General features: G+C 65.6%; 15 protein-coding genes and 1 pseudogene. 11 read left to right on the top strand and 5 right to left on the bottom strand.

Going from position 1 to position 14,073, the window contains the following annotated elements; translation table 11 throughout:
- The 3 genes from Q0R23_RS08115 to Q0R23_RS08105 form a co-directional block, all read left to right on the top strand.
- A partial coding sequence (locus Q0R23_RS08115; protein ID WP_293911974.1) for a hypothetical protein occupies window positions 1-975 on the top strand: 975 nt, incomplete at its 5' end.
- A gap of 33 nt (window positions 976-1,008) precedes the next feature.
- A complete protein-coding gene (locus Q0R23_RS08110) occupies window positions 1,009-1,749 on the top strand; it encodes an enoyl-CoA hydratase-related protein (protein ID WP_293911973.1) in 741 nt (246 codons plus the stop codon).
- A gap of 179 nt (window positions 1,750-1,928) precedes the next feature.
- Window positions 1,929-2,762, top strand: a complete 834-nt coding sequence (locus tag Q0R23_RS08105; RefSeq protein WP_293911972.1) for an SDR family oxidoreductase — start codon at window positions 1,929-1,931, stop codon at window positions 2,760-2,762.
- Window positions 2,763-2,771: 9 nt separating this feature from the next.
- Here Q0R23_RS08105 and Q0R23_RS08100 read toward each other — a convergent pair whose 3' ends face one another.
- A complete protein-coding gene (locus tag Q0R23_RS08100) occupies window positions 2,772-4,565 on the bottom strand; it encodes a M3 family oligoendopeptidase (protein WP_293911971.1) in 1,794 nt (597 codons plus the stop codon).
- A gap of 51 nt (window positions 4,566-4,616) precedes the next feature.
- On the opposite strand from Q0R23_RS08100, the gene Q0R23_RS08095 reads away from it, so the two are divergent.
- The 3 genes and pseudogenes from Q0R23_RS08095 to Q0R23_RS08085 all read left to right on the top strand — a co-directional run bounded on the left by Q0R23_RS08095 (window position 4,617) and on the right by Q0R23_RS08085 (window position 6,983).
- Window positions 4,617-5,555, top strand: a complete 939-nt coding sequence (locus Q0R23_RS08095; RefSeq protein ID WP_293911969.1) for an endonuclease/exonuclease/phosphatase family protein — start codon at window positions 4,617-4,619, stop codon at window positions 5,553-5,555.
- A 24-nt stretch (window positions 5,556-5,579) separates the two neighbouring features.
- Window positions 5,580-6,269, top strand: coding sequence for a PIG-L deacetylase family protein (locus Q0R23_RS08090; protein WP_293911968.1), 690 nt, complete (start codon window positions 5,580-5,582; stop codon window positions 6,267-6,269).
- 66 nt (window positions 6,270-6,335) lie between these two features.
- A pseudogene (locus Q0R23_RS08085) lies at window positions 6,336-6,983 on the top strand (DUF4291 domain-containing protein).
- On the opposite strand, the gene argR reads toward Q0R23_RS08085, so the two are convergent.
- The 3 genes from argR to rpoZ form a co-directional block, all read right to left on the bottom strand.
- Window positions 6,980-7,441: an arginine repressor gene (gene argR, locus Q0R23_RS08080; RefSeq protein ID WP_293911966.1), complete on the bottom strand. Its 462-nt coding sequence runs from the start codon at window positions 7,439-7,441 to the stop codon at window positions 6,980-6,982. The pseudogene Q0R23_RS08085 and the gene argR sit on opposite strands and share 4 nt — an antisense overlap.
- 131 nt (window positions 7,442-7,572) lie before the next feature.
- Complete coding sequence (gene coaBC / locus Q0R23_RS08075) at window positions 7,573-8,817, bottom strand: bifunctional phosphopantothenoylcysteine decarboxylase/phosphopantothenate--cysteine ligase CoaBC (RefSeq protein ID WP_293911965.1); 1,245 nt, start codon at window positions 8,815-8,817, stop codon at window positions 7,573-7,575.
- Between the two features lie 193 nt (window positions 8,818-9,010).
- Window positions 9,011-9,310: a DNA-directed RNA polymerase subunit omega gene (gene rpoZ / locus Q0R23_RS08070; RefSeq protein WP_293911964.1), complete on the bottom strand. Its 300-nt coding sequence runs from the start codon at window positions 9,308-9,310 to the stop codon at window positions 9,011-9,013.
- Window positions 9,311-10,128: 818 nt separating this feature from the next.
- On the opposite strand from rpoZ, the gene Q0R23_RS08065 reads away from it, so the two are divergent.
- The 3 genes from Q0R23_RS08065 to Q0R23_RS08055 all read left to right on the top strand — a co-directional run bounded on the left by Q0R23_RS08065 (window position 10,129) and on the right by Q0R23_RS08055 (window position 11,740).
- Window positions 10,129-11,061 (top strand): magnesium transporter CorA family protein, encoded by a 933-nt coding sequence (locus tag Q0R23_RS08065; RefSeq protein WP_293911963.1) that lies wholly within the window; start codon window positions 10,129-10,131, stop codon window positions 11,059-11,061.
- A 59-nt stretch (window positions 11,062-11,120) separates the two neighbouring features.
- The gene (locus Q0R23_RS08060; protein WP_293911962.1) at window positions 11,121-11,258 is read left to right on the top strand and encodes a hypothetical protein; all 138 of its coding nucleotides are present in this window, start codon (window positions 11,121-11,123) and stop codon (window positions 11,256-11,258) included.
- A gap of 137 nt (window positions 11,259-11,395) precedes the next feature.
- The gene (locus tag Q0R23_RS08055; protein ID WP_293911961.1) at window positions 11,396-11,740 is read left to right on the top strand and encodes a hypothetical protein; all 345 of its coding nucleotides are present in this window, start codon (window positions 11,396-11,398) and stop codon (window positions 11,738-11,740) included.
- Window positions 11,741-11,759: 19 nt separating this feature from the next.
- Here Q0R23_RS08055 and Q0R23_RS08050 read toward each other — a convergent pair whose 3' ends face one another.
- Window positions 11,760-12,851: a magnesium transporter CorA family protein gene (locus Q0R23_RS08050; protein ID WP_293911959.1), complete on the bottom strand. Its 1,092-nt coding sequence runs from the start codon at window positions 12,849-12,851 to the stop codon at window positions 11,760-11,762.
- An 86-nt stretch (window positions 12,852-12,937) separates the two neighbouring features.
- On the opposite strand from Q0R23_RS08050, the gene Q0R23_RS08045 reads away from it, so the two are divergent.
- Together Q0R23_RS08045 and Q0R23_RS08040 are read left to right on the top strand one after the other, a co-directional pair.
- Window positions 12,938-13,336, top strand: a complete 399-nt coding sequence (locus Q0R23_RS08045) for a CrcB family protein (RefSeq protein ID WP_293911957.1) — start codon at window positions 12,938-12,940, stop codon at window positions 13,334-13,336.
- Window positions 13,337-13,345: 9 nt separating this feature from the next.
- Window positions 13,346-14,073, top strand: a 728-nt coding sequence (locus Q0R23_RS08040; protein WP_293911956.1) for an exodeoxyribonuclease VII large subunit, incomplete at its 3' end; no start/stop codon positions are given.

The following is a 14,073-nucleotide window of genomic DNA, read 5'->3' as shown; positions in this document are numbered from 1 at the left end:
CTGGACGTGCCGCTGGAGGCGCAGCGCTACTTGCAAGGCTGCATCACGGCGGTAGCAGTGGCGAAGATCAGGCACCCTGAGCGATTCAAGGCGCTGACCGGGGAGCTGAGCTGCGACGACCTCGCGTTCGACATGCAAAGCTCGTATTACGGCGCGTCGAGCAGTCCCGCCGTCACCGGGAGCCGGGTCGAGCTGGGCAACGGCGGACTGGACGACTACCGCGTCAGTGTGACCGACATCACCGGGAGGGTTTGGACCGGTAGCCAGGCGCAGAGTCCCAGGGTCAAGCCACGGCCCCCGTCGGCGGCGTGGCAGCAAAAAGAACTGGCCCTCGCCATAGCCCCAGCCGTGATGAGGGCCTGTCAGACCTCGCTGGCCCTTTACACCATCGAGGTCGGTACGCTCGAAGCCGACTGGAACGGCAGTAGTTGCGCCGATCCCCGCCTCAAGCCCGCTGTGGCCTCGCTGGACGCCGTAGACAGGACCGAGATCAAATTGCTGCCCGGCATGGCGGAGGGCTACCAGCTCACCGTCTGGCCGAAAGGGGGCGCAGGCGAGCCACTGATCTACCCTGAGAAACCGACGCCGCTGCCGCCTCCGACCCCGCCAGAGCCGGTGCCCTGGCAGACGCAGGTGTTTCAGTGGCTCGGCGGCCCGCTCGTGCTTGGGCTACTCTACCTGATGACCGTTCACTGGTGGAGTTCTCGTATCCTGGGCGCACTGGGCCTTTTGCTGGGTGCGTTGGTGGTGCTGATGCTCATCTCAATCTTTTCCTCGGTCAGTCAGAGCAACGAATTTACCGGGTATTTCGCATTGGGCCTGATGCTGGCACTGGGCGGCTCGCTGGTCTTCGGCGGACTGCGACTGGCCGTGTGGCGGCGCCGGGAAGCCTGGTGGGTCAGCCTGGGCAATGGGTTTCTGAGCATGGGGCTGCTGGCGCTGGGCCTGACGATCTATGTTCAGCTTCTTTCCTGAACCCGGTCCAGCATTCGGCGCTAGACTCCGATCATGAGTCACAATGCGCTTCGGCTCGCCTTCTCCGGTGAGGTCGCCACGCTGACCCTCACGGCCCGCAAAGGCGTCATGGGGCCGGACTTCTGGCGCGAGATGGCGGCGGCATTGCCCCGACTCGCCCCCGCCCGCGCATTGATCGTTCGCGGCGAGGACGTTTTCAGCGCCGGACTCGACCTCAAGACCTCGGCGGCGGGTCTGGCCGACGCGCTGGGCGACCGGGCGAAATTCCGCGCCGTGGTCGTCCCCATGCACGCCGCCTTCGAGGGCCTGGCCGCCCTGCCCATTCCGGTGATCGCCGCCGTGCATGGCTGGTGCATCGGCGCCGGGCTAGAGCTGGCCCTCGCCTGCGATTTCAGGTTATGTAGCGCGGACGCCCGTTTCAGCCTCCCCGAAGTCCGGCTCGGCATCACCGCCGACCTGGGCGGCCTCCAGAGATTGCCGGGCATCGTCGGCCAGGGCTGGGCGCGGCACCTGGCCCTGACCGGCGAGGCCATCGACGCCGCGAAGGCTGAGAGAATCGGCCTCGTCACCGAAGTCCTGGCTACCCCGGACGACCTCTACGCCCGTGCTGAGGCGCTGGCCCTGCACCTCTCCGGCTTGCCCCCCAGAGCCCTGGAAGGCACCAAACGGGTCATGAACGCGGGCCTGCCCCACACCGAGGGTCTGATGCAGGCCGTGGACTGGAACGCCGAGCATATGAACGTGGCCTATCTGGAAGCGGCGCTGAGACGGTAGGGAGGCTTGTGGCTTGTGGCTCGTGGAAACCACGAAGGTCTTCAAACGAAGTCGGCACGCCCCACTCGCCAGCTATCAAGAGCAACCGCTCACTCCCTACTTCCCACAACCCACAACCCACATCCCTCTTTCCCCACAAGCCACACGCCACGATCCACAAGCCCTCCGAAGGAGCCCCCATGACCCAGCCCCATCCCGCTTCATCCACCTTTCGCCCTGACCTGCTGGCGGGCAAACACGCGCTGATTACCGGCGGCGGCAGCGGCATCAACCTCGGCATCGCGCAGAGTTTTGCGGCGCACGGCTGCGCGGTCACCATCCTGGGGCGCAATCTGGAAAAGGCCCAGAGCGCGGCGGCGGGCATCGCCCAGGCGGGTGGACGGGCTACCGGCGTCTCAGCCGACGTGCGCGACTTCGCGGCGCTCCAGGCGGCGGCTCAGCTCGGTGTGGACGCCCACGGCCCCTTCGACATCGTGCTGGCGGGCGCGGCGGGCAACTTCCCGGCTCCGGTGGACGGTATCAGTCCCAACGGTTTCAAAACGGTGGTGGACATCGATCTGCTGGGCACTTTCAACACCATCAAAGCCTGTGTGCCTCACCTGAGAGTGCCGGGCGGCAATATCCTATGCATCAGCGCCTACGGCGTGCCGGTGCCGATGCAGGCGCATGTGGTGGCCGCCAAGGCCGGGGTAGACGCCCTGACGCAGACGCTGGCCATCGAATGGGGCCTGCGCGGCGTGCGGGTCAACGCGATTATTCCCGGTCCCATCGACGGCACCGAGGGCATGGCCCGGCTGGCGCCCGACGAGGCCACCCGGCAGCGCTTCACCCGCACCGTGCCGCTGGGCCGCTTCGGGCTGCCGCAGGACATCGCCAACGCCGCGCTGTTTTTGGTTTCGGACGCGGCCAGCTACGTCACCGGGGTCATCTTGCCGGTGGACGGCGGCCAGAACATGCTCGGCGGCGCTCCGCAGTACCAGATGATGCTGGAGATGCAGGAGAAAGGCAAATAAACTCAGCCTTCAACCCAGCGTTGCCGCCAACGCCTCGTATTCCTGGATATTGCCCCGGATCACGTCCAGGCTGCTGACCCAGAACGCCTCGTCGCGGATGTCGACGCCGAATTCGGCGGCCAGGCTGGCGGCGCTCTCCATACCAGTGCGGCTGAGCAGATCGTCGTACTGGGCACGGAAGGCGTCCGGATCGGTCTGGTAGCGGGCGTAGAGGCCCAGCCCGAACAGCAGTCCGAAGGTGTAGGGATAGTTGTAGAAGCTGCTGCTGTAGTAATGCGACTTGCTGGCCCAGGCGTAAGGGTGCAGGCTGCTCAGCACCTCGCCGTAAGTGTCCTGCTGGGCCTGCTCCATCAGGGCGCACAGCTCGGCGGCGGCGAACTCGCGTTTCTCGCGGCCTTCAAACACCGCCGACTCGAACAGGAAGCGCGAATGGATGTCCACCACGACCTGCGCGTGTCCGATGAGCATGGTTTCTAGAACGTACAGGCGCTCCTGGCCGGTGGCTGAGGCCAGAGCGCGGCGCTGCACGATGGTCTCGCAGAAGATGCTGGCGGTCTCGGCCAGGGTCATGGGGTGGTCGCGCTGAAGCGGCGTGCGCCCTGCCAGACAGAGGTTGTGGTAGGCGTGCCCGAGTTCATGCGCCAGGGTCATGGTCTTGCTGAGCGAGGGGGCGTGGTTGAGCAGGATGCGGCTCTCGCCCAGCGTCCAGTTCATGCAGAAGGCGCCGCCCGCCTTGCCGTCGCGGGGTGGCACGTCGATCCAGTTCTCCCGAAAGGCGCGGGCCGCGAAGTCGCCCAGGCGCGGCGAATAGCTGCGAAAGCTCTCCTCGACGAACATCTGGGCCTCCGGGTAGGTCCAGACGCGGCCCGGCTCCCCCACCGGGGCGAACAGATCGGCCCAGGGCAACTTGCCGTCGGCGTGTCCAAGTGTCCGAGCTTTGGCCCGGAAGTAGCGCCGGAAGTCGGGGAAGCTGGCGACCACCGCCCGCTGCATGGCGTCCAGGGTGGCGCGGTCGATGCCGTTGCCTTGCAGGGTCGCTTCTACCGCGCCTACGTAACCCCGCCTGCGGTTGAGAATACCCATCTGGCCCTTGATGCTGTTCAGAGCGGCGGCCAGCGGCACCTCGGCGCTTTGCCAGAGCTGGAGTTCGGCTTCAAACGCCCGTTGCCGCACCCCGGCATCCGGGTCATCTGCCAGATTCCGGATGGCACTCATGGACAGCCGTTCGCCCCCGAATTCGGCGTAGAGCTGGCTGCTGAGGTTGCTGCGGAGCTTGTACCAGGCCATGTTGCTACTGAGACTGAGTTCGGAGGCCAGCGCTTCCTCTGCCGGGCTCATCTGGTGCTGGAGGTCGTAGTGGGCACGTTCAAGCAGGTAGCTGTGGCTGCGGGCCAGCGCAGAAGTGGCCTTCAACGTTTCGTGATCGAGTCCGCCCGTCCAGGCGTCGTAGCGAATAAACAGGCCGCGCATCGGCTGAATGAGCATCTCTAGTTCGCTGGCTTTAGCCTGCGCCAAGTCGTCGCGGCTGTCGGTGCTGGTAAAGGCATAAACGTAGGCCCACAGCGGCCTGAGCTTGCCCAGCAGAGCGTTGAGTGTAGTGGTAACTGCCTCGAAGGCGGCGCTCAGGTCCTGTGGCTGTTCACCCCGGCGCACGCCGAGGCGGTCCCACAGCTCGCCCAGCGCCTGGGCAGCGGTGCTCAGCTCATCCACCGCACGGGCATATTCAGGAGAGTCGAGCCCCGGAAAAAAGTCGTCGGTTCGCCAGCGCGGTTCCGAGTCGGTACTGCTTCGTGTAGTGGTCACCAAGTCACTCTAGCGCCCGTTCACATGAACATCCTCTAGCCTAAGTCGACTGTGGCCCGCCTCGCCTGGACCTACCTCGCCCTCCTGCTGCTCGTCTGGGCGCTGGCCGAACTCGTCGCCGAGCGCACGGTGCCGACCCTGCTGCTGGCTTACCTGCCGCCCGTGATCTGGGTCTGGCCCGCGCCGCTGCTGCTGCTCCTGGCGCTGCTCCGCTGGAGGAAGGGTGGACGCCCGGCCATCTTCCCGGCAGTATTGGCCTGTCTGCTGGCGCTGCCGGTGCTGGGCTTCACCTGGCACGCACCTCAGCCTGCCTGGCCTGGCGACCTGAAGGTGCTGACCTACAACGTCGCACGCGGCGGCCTGGGCACTGCCGCCCGCATCAGCGCCCAGATTCGCAGCGTGAATGCTGACATCGTGACTTTGCAGGAGGTGAACGGCCTGCGCCCTGGCCTCACCGCCGAGCTGCTGGCGGGGTTGCCCGGCTACGCGGTGTCGCGTGCAGGCGCCGAGGTCATGACGCTCAGCCGATTCCCGGTGCTGGGCACCCGTGAACTGATATTGCCGGGCACGGGTCGGCGCTTTCTGGTCAGCCGTATTGGGGCGCCGGGCGGCGAGCTGAGCGTCGTCAACGTCCACTTCGGCACGGTGACGGTCAGCCGCGTGCTGTCCGGGCAGATCATGCCCACGCGTGACCGGCGGGCGCAGCAACTGGATGTTCTGCTGCGCGAGGTCGCCGCCACGAGCGGCCCGGTCATCGTCGCCGGGGACTTCAACACGCCGCCGCGCGGGCAGGTCTACCGCGCCCTGAGTGCCGAGCTGAGCGACGCCTGGGACAGCGCCGGGCGGGGCTTTGGCTACACCTTTTCGTCACAGGCGCCCGTGCTCAGAATCGACCATGTGTTCGTGCGCGGCCTGAAGGTGGTGGGCGCCGGGGTCCAGCCGCCGGGCGGCAGCGATCACCGGGCACTGGCGGTTCAGGTGCGGTGGTAGGCGCCATCGGCGTATGCTCCCTCCATGCGAATCATGGCCGTGTTTGCCCACCCCGACGACGAAATAGGCTGTATCGGCACCCTCGCCAAGCACGCGGCACGCGGCGACGAGGTGATGCTGGTGTGGACCACCCTGGGCGAACTCGCCTCCCAGTTCGGTGACGCCACGCACGAGGAAGTCACCCGGATTCGCCGCCAGCACGGCGCCTGGGTGGCGGGCAAGATCGGCGCCCAGCACCACTTTTTCGATATGGGCGACAGCCGCATGACCGGCGGGCGCGAGGAAGCGCTGCAACTCGCCCGCTTATATGCCCAGTTTCGCCCTAGCGTCGTCATCACCTGGAGCGAGGACCACCCGCACCCGGACCACCGCCAGTCGGCCAAAATCGCCTACGACGCCATGACGCTCGTTCGCATCCCCAAAATATTGAACGAGGGTCAGCCCGAAAAGATCGACGCCTGGCGCGAGGGCATCCGCCAGTACCTGTACTACGCGCCCGCCTGCCCGTACCCGGAGGTTCTGGTGGACACCGAGGACACCGTGGACGTGGCCCAGGAAGTCATGACCTTCTACCACGACTTTTACAAGTGGGTCTGGACGCCCCAGAAGTACCGCGAGAGCCGCGCTCAGATCGGCCAGCTCGGCGGCGTCAAGTTCGCCGAGCGCTTCAACGTGCGGGCGAGTCATACCAGGGCGAGAGGGTATCTGGATTGATCTGGACCGAGTGACCTAAGCCGTTCGGCGCTGGGCGCGACTTCTGACACTCTCTAAACTGCGTCCATGAACCTGCTCACTCAGCCCTACTCGCAGCAGCTCCGGCGCTGGCCCACTGCCGGGCAACACATCCTGGCGCACTTCGATGTCCAGTCGGTGGTCGTCTACCAGGCGTACCGGCCTGCCATCGCCGAGTATGCCGCCGCGCATGGTCACTTCGGTAATAAGCACAGTGGGGGCGAGTTCAGCTTCTCGCGCATGTCGTGGATCAAGCCGAATTTCCTGTGGATGATGCACCGCTCTGGCTGGGCCAGCAAGGAGGGGCAGGAGCGCGTGCTGGCGCTAACCCTTCCGCGCACGCTGTTTGAAGACCTGCTCGCCAAAGCGGTGCCTTCCTCGCTCTCGGCGGCGCCGGGCCTGACTCCGGAAGCCTGGGCGCAGGCCGTCGCCGCGTCCGACGTTCGGCTGTAATGGGACCCTGACCACGCCCCGGACGGTGCCAAACAGACCCGCCGTGCCGTGCAACTTGGCCTGCGCGGCGCGGCCCTGCGACGCTTGAGTGACGGCCTGGAGCGTGTGGAAGACATCACCGACTTCGTGCATCAGCAGCGGGCCAACGTGCGTGACTTTAACAAGCTGCACTTTCTCCTGGAGCGCGTCTACCCAGTGCCAGGCGTGGCGACGGCGGCCCGCATCAACCTGGACACGCTCTAGCCCAGCATCAACTCATGAAACTCTTCGAGCAGCGCCTCGCCTTCCACGATGCTGCGGGCCACCACGAAAATGGTGTCCTCCCCGGCGATGGTGCCCACGATGTCGTCGCGGCGTAGCCGGTCGAGCAGCAGGGCGACCCCGGTGGCGTGGCCGTCGGCGGTGCGGATCACCAGCATGTTCTCGCCCCGGTCGATGTCATGCACGAAGTTCTGAAACAGGCGCGAGAGTTCACCCTGGATATTCTCGTTGTTGCGGACCTGGGCCAGCGAATAGCGGTGACGGCCCTTGCCCATCGGCAGCCGCACCAGCCGCAGCTCGTTGATGTCGCGGCTGACGGTGGCCTGGGTGACCTGCACGCCCTCGGCGTTCAGCAGCTCGACCAGTTCGCCCTGCGTCGCCACGTTCTCGTGGGCGATAATTTCCTGAATGCGCTTCTGGCGCTGATCCTTGCTGAGCATGGCTCCCATTATGCATAATTATGCCGAGTATGCAAGGTGTAGTGTATGTGTGAGCGCAGTCTGGACGAAGCCGGGCGCGTCTGGGCACGGGCAAACGGTGTCGCCCTGCTGTGAAGAATCTGTATTTTCGTTCAGGTCAAGCCCGGCGACACTCCAGCCCGCTCGGCCCGTATCCGCAGCGCCTCGTCCAGAATCCGCTCGCCCACCTCGCGCTTGCTCATCCGTGGCCAGGCGTCCGACTCGCCGCCGGGCCGCACCAGCGTCACCTGATTGTCGTCGCCGCCAAAGGCCGTGCCCGCCTGGGTGGGGTAGTTGAGCAGAATGAAGTCCGCGTTCTTGCGCGTCGCCTTGCTTGCGGCCCGCTCGACTCCGGCGTGGGTTTCCATCGCGAAGCCGATCAGCACCCGCTCTCCCTTGTGCTGTCCCAGCTCGGCCAGAATGTCCGGGTTGGGCGTCAGGTGAATCTGGACGTCACCCGCGACCTTGGCCTGCTTCTCAACGGCCTGATCGGCGGCGCGGTAATCGGCCACGGCGGCGGTCATCACCACGATGTCGGCGTCCTGGGCAGCGTCCAGCACCTCACTGCGCAGCTCAAGCGCCGTCCCGATGCGCACCGTTCGCATGCCCGGCGGGTCCGGCAGGTTCACCGGCCCGCTGACGAGCACCACGTCCGCGCCCCGGTCACGGGCGGCTTCGGCCACCGCGAAGCCCATCTTGCCGCTGCTGGGGTTGCTGATAAACCGCACCGGGTCGAGGTATTCCCGCGTCGGGCCAGCCGAGACGACCACTTTCAGCCCGGTCAGGTCACCCGTGGGCAGTGGGGGAGACACAAGCCCCAGCACCGCTGCCACGATCTCCTCCGGTTCGGCCATCCGGCCCAGGCCGCTGCCTTCGCCGAGGGTGCCGAAAGCGCCGACCTCCGGGCCGAGGAAGGTGTGGCCCCATGATTTGAGCATCTGCACGTTGGCCTGCACCGCCGGGTGGCGCCACATGGCGGCGTTCATGGCGGGCACCCACAGCACCGGCCCGGTTACGCTCAGCAACGTGGCGCTGGCCAGGTCACCGGCAAAACCGTGCGCGGCGCGGGCCAGTAAATCGGCGCTGGCGGCTACGATCACGTTCACCCCGGCGCGGGCGAGGCTCAGGTGCTGGGCGTCAGGTCTGGCCCCGAACCAGGTCTCGTCGGTGGCGACCACCCTGCCCGCCGCCGTCGCCAGACTCAGCGGCGTCACGAAGGCCAGCGCGGCGCGGGTGGCGATCACGTCTGTCACGTAGCCCGCCTCACGCAGCCGCCGCAGCAGGCCGGGCGACTTGATGGCCGCCACGCTGCCGCCCACGATCACCAGGGCGGTAGGACTACGTTCTGGCTCGGTCATCTGTTTATTCTAGAGCAGATGTCATAAAAAGGGTCTTTTTATGACCGAGCGGAGCGAGTAGTTTTAACTGAGCAGGACGCAGAACGGAGGCGCGGGGAGGCTGTTTTCCCCGTGGCGTAATTCGGAGTACTGCTCTAGACGCAGCAAAAAGCCGCCAGCAGTTTTGCGGCGGCCTGTTACAGAAATCCGAACTTCAGTCGCGTTCGCGCTCGCGCTCGGCGTTGAGCTGGGCCTGAAGCTGGGCCTGGCGCTGGCGCTGGTAGTCCTGCTGAAACCGGGTCTCGTCGATCAGCCCCTCGCCGACGGTCAGCTTGCCGGTGGCGAGTTCGCGCATGGCCTGGGTCACCAGGTTGTGGGTGCTGGCCTTGACGTCGGGCGCCAGCACACTGGGCGCACCGGCCTTGAGCTGAATGGCCCGCTTGGCCGTGACCACGGATAGGCGGTACTTGCTGTCGGTGAGCGAAAGGAGCTTGTCGATGTCTTTTTCGGCCATAAGAACCTCGGTGTTGAGAGTGAGTAGGGGTGGGGCAGATCAGCCGCTCAGTATAGCCTGGCCGGGGCGGGCAGGGGAAGTGGTGTTTTGGGGACGGACGTCTGGACGGCGCCGCGCCGCCTTCGGTGATCTGATACGGGATTAAAGTTATGTGCGGTTGACCCCTCTCCTGCGGAGCTGTACCAGTCGCCACCTGCGGGAGAGTCGCAGACCTGCTTGCAGAGGGGAGCCGCGCAGCGGCGGGGAGAGGGGGCGACCGGGTGGCCTCGACGGTACATATCCGGAAGTCTTTTTAATCCCGTATGAACTGGACCCTGGAACGCCGCGCCGTGGTTGGCTCTTCGGTCTGCTCTTCCTCCGCTGGCCCGTTCCCCGGCCAGGTCAGAACCCTTCACGGCGCTCAGGGTGAGCACCATCAGTGAGTTGTCATGCTGAGCCTGCGGCAAGCACCCTCCGACTTCGGGGCGGACGCAGGACAGACATCCAGCCCTTTCAGTTTGTTCACCGCCGAGGACGGGTACACTTGCCAGTCAGTATCCTCGCTCCGGCTTGCCTCTGGCTGCGGCGCTGGGCTAGCATGGCCTGTGGAGCGGTCTGAGCGGCCTTCCCATTCAGACCCGTATACCCCGACCAGTTTCACACGAGGGCAGGTGATGACGTGAGCAGCGAAAACGAGCAGCCCCCCAGTTTCGGCCCCCAGCCGTGCCATTCGCTGTGCCTACTTCTCGCCCCGGTCTGGAGGCCCTCATGCCCCGCAACACATTCAACCCTGATCCCGTGCGCCCCTACGGCCTGAGTGCTCCACCCGGTGGCCCGGCGTGCTGACCTATTACCGCAGCGTAGGCGGCAAACTCAATACCCTCGATCACTACAGCGACGGCTGCTGGATCGACGCCCAGGACCCCAGCGCCGAGGAACTCGCCCGCGTGGCCCGCGAAACCGGCCTGGACCTCGATTACCTCAGCTACCCGCTCGACCCCGACGAGCGCAGCCGTTTTGAGCGCGAGGACAACCAACTGCTGATTATCATGCAGACCAGTTACCGGCTGGGCGAGGATTCGGATATTCCCTACGACACCGTGCCGCTGGGCATCTTGCACAACGACCACTGCCTGGTCACCGTCTGTGCCCTGCCCAATCCGGTGGTCAAGGATGTGGTCAGCGGCCTGGTGCGCCAGGTCAGCACCGCCAAGAAAAACCGCCTGACCCTGCAACTGTTTCTGAGGAACGCCCAGCGCTTTCTGATCGACGTGCGGCACATCAACAAGCAGGTAGACCGCACCGAGGACAAGCTGGAGAACTCGACCCAGAATCAGGAGCTGCTCGAACTGCTCAAGCTCGAAAAGAGCCTGGTGTACTTCATGACCGGTCTGCGGGCCAACGAGGCCATGATGGAGCGCGTCAAACGCGACCGCATCTTCGAGATGTACGAGGAAGACCAGGACCTGCTCGACGACGTGTTGATCGAGAACTTGCAGGCCATCGAGATGGTCGGCATCGCCAGCAACATTCTCACCAGCATGGCGGGCGCCTTTGCCAGTATCATCAGCAACAACGTCAACCAGGTGGTCAAACTGCTGACCATCAGCACCATTCTGATCGCCATACCAACGCTCATCACCGGCATTTTCGGCATGAACGTACCGCTGCCCTGGCAGAATCAGCCCTGGATGACCTGGGTGGTCTTCGGCATCATGGCGGCGATTATCGCGGTGGTGGTCTGGTTGATGCGGCGCCTGAAGGTATTTTGAGGGCTGCCCTGTTGCCGAGTGTCAGAGTCGGGCAAGGCCGATCAGCATAGTTTGTGCAGATGGGATTCTGGGGACTGCTGGGCGCCATTCTCAGCTTTGCAGTGGGGGTGGTGCAGCTCCTGGCAGGTGACTGGACCGGCGCCGTCTGGACTGTGCTGGGCGTGGGGCTGCTGTATTTCCGGCAGCGCTGGCGCTAGACTGTGAATGTGATAAAATTCACTCCCCGCTGTGCTCTGCTGCTCCCGGTCCTCCTGCTCGCGTCGTGCGCTCCATCGGCCACCACCGGAAGTAACCAGAAGTCCGCCGCCACCACGTCGGCCCGCAACCCGCTGACGTGTATGTGCTGAAGGGCACCGACCAGAACGGCGCCAAGTTCGAGGGCAAACTCAAGATCAGCAACCAGGCCACCGAATACGACGAGGGCGAGCAGCGCTATTACGTGGACGCCGACAAGGGGTACATGGTGGTCGAGGGCGGCAACATCGTGCAAGCCTGGCTGGAACTCGACAAAACCACTCAAGTTATCTGCGTGCCGTACCAGAACGAACAGGGCACCTCTGCGCTGCGGGGCACGGCCCTGCGCGGCACCACCACTCAGATCAACGAGCTGATTCGGCGCTACAACGGCACCGACAGCAGTTACTACGGTTCGAGTGCCTGCAACATCACCAGAGGCTGAGCGCTCACCACCAGCCCACTTACCACCAGCCCCGGCGCTTGAAATAGTAGGCCATGCCCGCCGCCGTCAGGATAAAGCTGCCCCAGGCCATCGCGTAGCCGTAGTGCCAGCTCAGTTCAGGAATAACTTTGAAGTTCATGCCCCAGACGCCCGCCAGGAAGGTCAGCGGCAAAAAGAAGGTGCTGACCACCGTCAGGGTCCGCATCACCTGGTTCATGCGCTGCGACTGGAAGCCCAGCGAGGTGTCGAGCAGGTTGGTCAGGGCCTCGCGCTGGGCGTCGAGGCGCGAAACGGCCCGGTCGAGGTTGCTCAGGGCGTCGCGGTAACGGATCAGATCGCCGTTCTCGGCGTGGCCGTGGCGGGCCAGCAGCAGCACGGCTTCCCGCGCCTCGGCGGCCAGGCGGCGCACCCCGGCCAGATTGTGCTTGAACTCGAAGACGGTGGTGGTGACGTCTTGCCCGGCGTTGCGGACCACCTCCTCCTCCACGCTCTCGATCCTGGCTTCCAGGGCGTCGGCATACACCCCGAAGGTGTCGGTGCCGTGATCAACCAGTTCGTAGGCGACCTCGCTGGGTGTGTTGACCGACTCGCGCCCCAGCAATCCCCAGACCGTATCCAGGTAGACCGTGCCGCTGCGCGAATAGCTCACCACGCTGCCTGGAAAGACGAAAATGCTGACCCGCTGGGAAAAGTCGTCGCATTCACCAGCCCGCGAGAGCGTCCGGTAGGTGATGAAATCGTGCGCCGGGTACGTCTCGAAACGGCTCCAGTGGCCCTCCTCCTCGGCGTCCTCGAAGGCCAACGGATGCAGCGGAAACACGGCGCGAAGGGCCTTCACCTCGTCGGGCGTGGCGGCCTGGACATCGACCCAGTAGCCGGTGGGCGAGTGCTGGATAGGCTGTGAAACGGGCTTTTCCGGCAAGCCTCCCTGGTGGGTGTCCTGGGTGGCCCACTCGCTGTACCCGGCTACCCTTTTGTTCAGGTCCACCTTCCGTTCGGGTGGCGCCTGGTCGTTCTGGACCGGTGTGGCGAGGGCCACGGGCCTGAGCTTGTGCCAGTTCACCTGGTCCCAACTGACCTCATCGCCGCGCAGTGTCTTGACCCGGATCATCGTGCGGCAGTCTAGCGCCCTGACCAGCTCCCAGCCTGACCAGCTCCTGCCTTGCCCTGAGCGCTGAATTTGCTAGGGTTGAGCCCATGACCTTCCAGGCTGCCCTTCTCGTCGCGCTGGGCGGCGCGGCGGGGGCGCTGAGCCGCTACGGCCTGAGCCTGTGGACCACGGCGCTGGGTGCCCGCCATAGCTGGGCGGCCTCCCTGACGACGCTGCCGATAGCGACCCTGCTGATTAACGTGTCGGGTTCGTTCGCGCTGGGGCTGCTGGTGGGGCTGGTGGGACGGGGCCTCTGGCCCGCCGAACTGCGGCTGGCGCTGGGCGTGGGTTTTCTGGGCGCCTTCACCACCTTTTCGGCCTTCAGCGTGGACCTCGATACGCTGATGGTGCGCGGTGAGTGGGGCCGGGCGGCGCTGGTGCTCTTCGGCAACGTGGGGCTGGGTATTGTGGCGGCTGCGGCTGGGCGGATGCTGGCGCTGCGCTAGCCTGAGCGCATGTCCGCCGCTCCCCAGACTTCGCTGAATCTGCGCGACCTGCTGTTCTATGTCGAGCAGGTGCTGACGCGCGGCATCCCCGGCGCCGTGTGGGTGCGGGCCGAGATCGCCAGCATCACCGACCGGCGCCACCTCTACCTCGATCTGGTCCAGGTCGGCGAGGATGGCCGCGAGATCGCCAAATGCCGGGCGACCCTCTGGGCACGCGAACGCTTCGCGCTGGAGGGCAACTTTCGCCGCGCCACTGGAGGCTCGTTGAGCGCGGGCATGAGCGTGCTGCTGTTCGTCACCGCCGAGTTTCACCCGCAGTACGGCTTCTCGCTGCACATTCTGGACGCCTCGCCGGAATTCACCCTGGGCGACGCGGCCCTGCGCCTGGAGGCTTTGCGTAAGCAGCTCGCCAAGGAAAAACTGCTGGGCAAAAACCGGGCCTTCCCGGTGCCGCGAGACTTTACCCGCGTGCTGGTCATCAGTCCGGTGGGCGCGGCGGGCCTGGAAGATTTTCGCCGCGAGCTGGACGTCTTGCACCACCTGGGCGTGCTGGACGTCGAGTACTTCGAGGCCACCTTCCAGGGCGCGGCTGCCGAGGCCAGTTTGCTGCGGGCCGTGGCAGAGGCCCGCGCCGCCCACGACGAGCTGGGCGCCGACGCGCTGGTCATCATCCGGGGCGGCGGCGCCAGCCTGGACCTGGCCTGGCTCAACTCCGAGGCGCTGGCCCGCGCCGTGGC

This window comes from Deinococcus sp., assembly GCF_025362455.1.
GTDB lineage: Bacteria > Deinococcota > Deinococci > Deinococcales > Deinococcaceae > Deinococcus.
The sequence above is the reverse complement of the archived record's forward strand: the minus strand, read 5'-3'. Positions and strand labels throughout refer to the sequence as shown.

Bases quoted from the DNA above. Each gene is read 5' to 3' on its own strand.
- Q0R23_RS08110 (WP_293911973.1), top strand. From the start codon at position 1,009: ATGAGTCACAATGCGCTTCGGCTCGCCTTCTCCGGTGAGGTCGCCACG.
- Q0R23_RS08045 (WP_293911957.1), top strand. From the start codon at position 12,938: ATGACCTTCCAGGCTGCCCTTCTCGTCGCGCTGGGCGGCGCGGCGGGG.
- coaBC (WP_293911965.1), bottom strand. From the start codon at position 8,817: ATGACCGAGCCAGAACGTAGTCCTACCGCCCTGGTGATCGTGGGCGGC.
- Q0R23_RS08105 (WP_293911972.1), top strand. From the start codon at position 1,929: ATGACCCAGCCCCATCCCGCTTCATCCACCTTTCGCCCTGACCTGCTG.
- rpoZ (WP_293911964.1), bottom strand. From the start codon at position 9,310: ATGGCCGAAAAAGACATCGACAAGCTCCTTTCGCTCACCGACAGCAAG.
- Q0R23_RS08060 (WP_293911962.1), top strand. From the start codon at position 11,121: ATGGGATTCTGGGGACTGCTGGGCGCCATTCTCAGCTTTGCAGTGGGG.
- Q0R23_RS08090 (WP_293911968.1), top strand. From the start codon at position 5,580: ATGCGAATCATGGCCGTGTTTGCCCACCCCGACGACGAAATAGGCTGT.
- argR (WP_293911966.1), bottom strand. From the start codon at position 7,441: ATGCTCAGCAAGGATCAGCGCCAGAAGCGCATTCAGGAAATTATCGCC.
- Q0R23_RS08050 (WP_293911959.1), bottom strand. From the start codon at position 12,851: ATGATCCGGGTCAAGACACTGCGCGGCGATGAGGTCAGTTGGGACCAG.